General features: G+C 69.4%; 1 protein-coding gene and 1 pseudogene. Both read right to left on the bottom strand.

All coding sequences use genetic code 11. From position 1 onward, the window contains the following. Positions 1-70: pseudogene (locus tag ACZ5ON_RS35785) on the bottom strand (roadblock/LC7 domain-containing protein); the annotation flags it as partial. 10 nt (positions 71-80) lie between these two features. Next, positions 81-3,641: a sensor histidine kinase gene (locus ACZ5ON_RS35780; RefSeq protein WP_465601741.1), complete on the bottom strand. Its 3,561-nt coding sequence runs from the start codon at positions 3,639-3,641 to the stop codon at positions 81-83. Between the last annotated feature and the right edge of the window lie 555 nt (positions 3,642-4,196).

Below are 4,196 nucleotides of genomic sequence, written 5' to 3'. Positions count from 1 at the left end.
GCGACACCCCGGGGGTGTTGTCCACGAAATTGGTGATCAGCCAGTTCAGGTTCTGTGCGGCCTGGCTCATCTGACTCAACTCAACGCTCCTGGTGGTTCGAGCCGCCGAAGAGATCGGTGCTGCTCTGCTGTCCGTTGCCGGATCCACCCCGGTCGGGGTCGATCCGGAAGCTCCCGGTGGAGCCGTCGCCGCTCGCGCTGCGGCCCTGCTCGACGCCGCGGCGCAGGTTGGTCAGACGGCCGCGGACCTCCTCGGGGCTGCGGGAGACCTGCGGGCCGTCCTGCGTGGTCGGCTTGGCGTTGCCCGGGACGAGGTTCTGCTTGGGTACCCGGCGAGGCAGTCCGGAGGGAGTGGTGCCGCCGGCCGCGGGCTCGCGCAGGCGCTCGGCCTTCTGCCAGTCGCCGTCGTTGGGCGACTGCCAGGGCGCGGCCGGCGAGCTGGTCGGACCGGTCGGGCCGTAGCTGCCGAGGGACGACACGTCGTGGCCGCGGTTCTCGCCGGAGCCACTGGTGTCCTTCGCACCGGTGAACCAGTTCGGCGTCTCGCCGCCCTGGTCGCCGAAGGCCGACGGGCCGCCGAAGCCGCCCCCTGCCAGCTGCTGGCCGGGACGCCGCTGCGGCAGGCCCGCGTTCGGGCCCGCGGAGCCGGAGTGCGGCGCGGCCGGCGGCAGCGCGGGCTGCTCGGTCGCGTACGGCTCCGGGCTGTACGAGTGGTCGGCGGGCGCGTCGGCCCGGCCGCCGAACGGCTGGTTCTGCTCGAACTGCTGCCCACCATGGCCGTACTGGCCCTCGTCGTAGCCGTAGCCGTCGGCGTACTGGTCCTCGCGGTAGGCCTGGGGCTGGAACTGCTCCTGGCCGTACTGCTGGTCCTGGTACTGCGGCTCGGCGTAGCCCGGCCCGCCCTGCTGGTAGCCGTAGTCGTCCGCGTACTGCGGGCGGCCGTACGGGTCCTGCTGATCGTGCTGCTGGTAGGCCTGGAACTGGTCCTGACCGTACTGGTAGCCCTCCTCGGCGTGCGGCTGGCGGCCGTACGCCTCGGCGGGGGTCGGCGGGACCTCCTCGACCTCGGCCTCGATGATCTCCTCGGCCTCGACCGGCTCGGGGGCCGCGTCCAGGGCGGCACGACGGCGCTGCTGGTCCAGACGCTGCGAGCGCTGCATGGCCTCCAGCGCGGGGCTGAAGCCGCTGCTGCCGCTGTTGCTGGTCAGGTGGTCGTCGAAGCCGAGCTCGGCGGCGCTGCGCTGGTTCGCCATGGCGTCCCAGGGCTCCGGCGCCTGCTGCGGCTCCTGCTCGAAGATCCGGGAGACGGTGAACTGCTCCTCCGGCTCCGGCGCGTTCCGCATCTGGGTGAGGAACGGCGGGAGCATGACCAGCGAGGTGGTACCGGCGGACTCGCCCGAGGGGCGCAGCTGCACGCGGATGTCGTGCCGCTGGGACAGCCGGCCGACCACGAACAGGCCCATGCGGCGGGAGATGGTCGCGTCGACCGTGGGCGGCTCGGCCAGCTTCTCGTTGATCTCGGCGAAGTCATCGGCGGTGAGGCCGATGCCCTTGTCGTGGATCTCGACCAGTACTCGGCCGTCCGGCAGGCCGGTGGCGTTGACCAGGACCCGGGTCTGCGGGCTGGAGAACGTGGTGGCGTTCTCCAGCAGCTCGGCGAGCAGGTGGACGAGGTCGGTCACGGCGACGCCGACGACCTCGGCCTCCGGGATGCCGGAGAGCTCGACACGCTCGTACTGCTCCACCTCGGAGGCGGCGGCGCGGAGCACGTCGACCAGCGGGACCGGGGTGTTCCACTTGCGGCCGCCTTCCTCACCGGCGAGAACGAGGAGGTTCTCACCGTTGCGGCGCATTCGGGTCGCGAGGTGGTCCAGCTTGAAGAGGTTCTCCAGCTGGTCCGGGTCGGCCTCGTTGTTCTCCAGGTCGGTGATCAGTGCCAGCTGGCGCTGGATCAGGCCCTGGCTGCGGCGCGACAGGTTGGAGAAGATCGCGTTCAGGTTGCCTCGGAGCAGGGCCTGCTCGGCGGCCAGCGCGACCGCCTGCTGGTGGACCTGGTCGAAGGCTCGGGCGACCTCGCCGATCTCGTCCTTGCCCCAGAGCGGGATCTGCTCGACGTTGGTGTCCACCCGCTCGGGGTCGGTCTTGGAGAGCTTCTCGACCAGGTCCGGCAGACGGTGGTTGGCGATGTCCAGCGCGGCGGTGTTCAGAACGCGCATACCGAGGATCATCGAGCGGGCGATGAAGCCGGTGAGCAGACCGGCCAGCGCGAGCGCGGCGACCACGATGGCCGAGTTGAGGATCGCGTCGAACTGGGCGTTGTCCCGGATGTCCTGGGTGCTGGAGACGACCTGGTCGAGCAGCGTCTTCTCAGCGCTGCGCAGCGGGTTCAGGTGACTGTTGGTCGCCTGCATCCAGTTGTCGCCGGTCAGGCCTTCCTTGAGGGCGGTCTCGAAGCTGCGGTTGGCCGCGGCCTCGCCGTTGGAGAAGCCCGCGATGGCCGCGTCACTGTACGAGAGGCCGATGTTCATCAGGCCCTGCATGGTCGGGATGCTCTGGTCCGGCATGCGCAGCGTGGAGCGCGCGTCCTCGGCGGACTGGGCGACCTGGGCGTCCGAGTAGACCTTGGCGTCCAGCGGGGTGCTACCGGTGGTGAACTCGTTGAGCGCGGTCTGCTCCAGCTTGGCGGAGACCAGCAGGGTCTGGATCAGCTCGCCGTTCTCGTACCGGGTCACGGACTTGGTGCCGATGCCGGTGAGCAGGGTGAGCATCAGCGAACGCTGGCTGGAGGCCGAAGCCTTGGCCAGCGACAGGGCGTAGATCGAGCGGCCCTTGCTGGTGACGTCGGAGCTGCCGTAGCCGACGGAGTTGTCGAAGGCCAGCAGCGGGGCGAACAGCGCCGAGTACGCGGCCTGGGTCGCGGTGGCGAACAGCTGGGGCTTGTAGGCGTTGTCCCGCAGGTGCGGGAGGTTGACCACCAACTGCTGGAAGGCGTCGTTGCGGCGGGCCAGGGTGGCGTCGCCGCCGACCTTCTTGAAGGCGTCGTTGTACGCGATCAGGGCCTTGTCGGTCCTGGCGCGCAGCTTGGGCACCACGCCCTGGTCGTCGCGGCCGGTCATCAGCGGGATGAGCGAGAGGTCGCGCTCGGACTGCAGCGCGTCCGCCAGATCGGTCGCGGAGCGGGCCAGCTCGGCGGTCTTCAGGGCGCGGTCGGCGTTGGTGAACTCGTCGATCGAGGAGTTGACCCGCAGGCCGCCGAAGACCAGGCCGATGACGACCGGGATCAGCAGGATGGAGACCAGACGGGTCGGTACGCGCCAGTTGCGCGGTATCAGGAAGTCGTACTTACCGGAGCTCTGCCGGAGTTCCTCGGTGCTCTTGGGGGCGCTCGGCGTGTTCGGCCGCGAGCCCTGGGGGCCCTGGCCGCCGGGCTTGCCCGAATCCTTTCCCCTGGGCGCCGTACCCAGTGAGCCCGGGCCACCGGGGCCGCTCAGGATCTGGGGTGCGGGGCCGGGGGACGGGCGGTCCTCACCGGCCGGGGTGAACGCGGAGAACCCGCTCGTCGAAGGCTGGCCACTGCCGACCGCCTCGTTCTCGCGGGGCTCGGGGCGCCGCTGCGGGGTGTTTGGCTGCTTACGCCTCACTCGACAACAACCTCTCGGCCGCCTGGCGGCCATGGATCAATCCAGCGGCTTTCCCCCGCTTGCCGCAGCCCGCTGTGGGTGGAACGTTCCCTGGGTGACTACGGGGTAGCTGAAATTCCAGCACGAGCCGGGAAACGGGACAAACAGTCCTCTGTATACGATGAGTAAGGAAGAAATCGGACATTAGGTAACGATGCTGGCAAAACTCGGGCTAGATGCTGCAGAGCGGGTCGAAATCGCGACTCTGTGTTACTTTTGATCTCCAAATGCCTACCGAACTGTTATCCAGCGCTGTGAACCTGCCCACTCCCCTGTGAAGGGAAGGGGGCAGGTTCGCGCTTTCTGTGTCGGTGACCTGGGCAGATGGTCTGGCCCAGGTTCTCCTCGGTTCACTGGCCCAGGTTCTCCTCGGTTCATCGGAGGCGGGTGAGGAGAGGGCCCCTCCTCATCGGGGGAGGGTGAGGAGAGGGCCCCTCCTCATCGGAGGCGGGCGAGGAGAGGGCCCCTCCTCATCGGAGGCGGGCGAGGAGGGCGTGTTCGACGAGGGTGATGAGT

The sequence above is a fragment of the Kitasatospora sp. NPDC032150 genome (assembly GCF_055579945.1).
The sequence above is the reverse complement of the archived record's forward strand: the minus strand, read 5'-3'. Positions and strand labels throughout refer to the sequence as shown.